This is a genomic window from Belnapia sp. AC561, assembly GCF_979252845.1.
The window spans coordinates 1-274 of record NZ_CEEDBP010000220.1 but is presented as its reverse complement, the minus strand read 5'-3'; the positions used below and the strand labels follow the sequence as shown (position 1 = coordinate 274).

Sequence of the window (274 nt, the reverse complement as noted above, 5' to 3'; positions counted from 1 at the left end):
CGTGGCGAAACAGCAAGGACGTGGGCGTGAGTTGCAGGCGGATGCGGCCGATGATGTCTTTGAACGAACGCGGCGATCGGTCGAGCAAACTGCTGTCTTGCTCGTCGGCCAGGGCGTCGGGGTTGTTGGCGTTGCTCAGCAGATTGTTCAGCGTGCCCAGGTTGCTCGCCAGTGCGCGCAGCGAGCGCAACAAGCTGCGCCAGGCCGGGTTGCTTTGGATGCGCAAGTGTTCCAGCGAGGCTTGCAAGTCGGCCAACGCCTGGCAGGAGTGGCC

Annotated in this window: 1 protein-coding gene; it reads right to left on the bottom strand. The window is 63.9% G+C overall.

Annotated features, from left to right (window positions below):
• A partial coding sequence (locus AC0IW9_RS30835; protein ID WP_471652111.1) for a hypothetical protein occupies positions 1-247 on the bottom strand: 247 nt, incomplete at its 3' end.
• Positions 248-274: the final 27 nt, after the last annotated feature.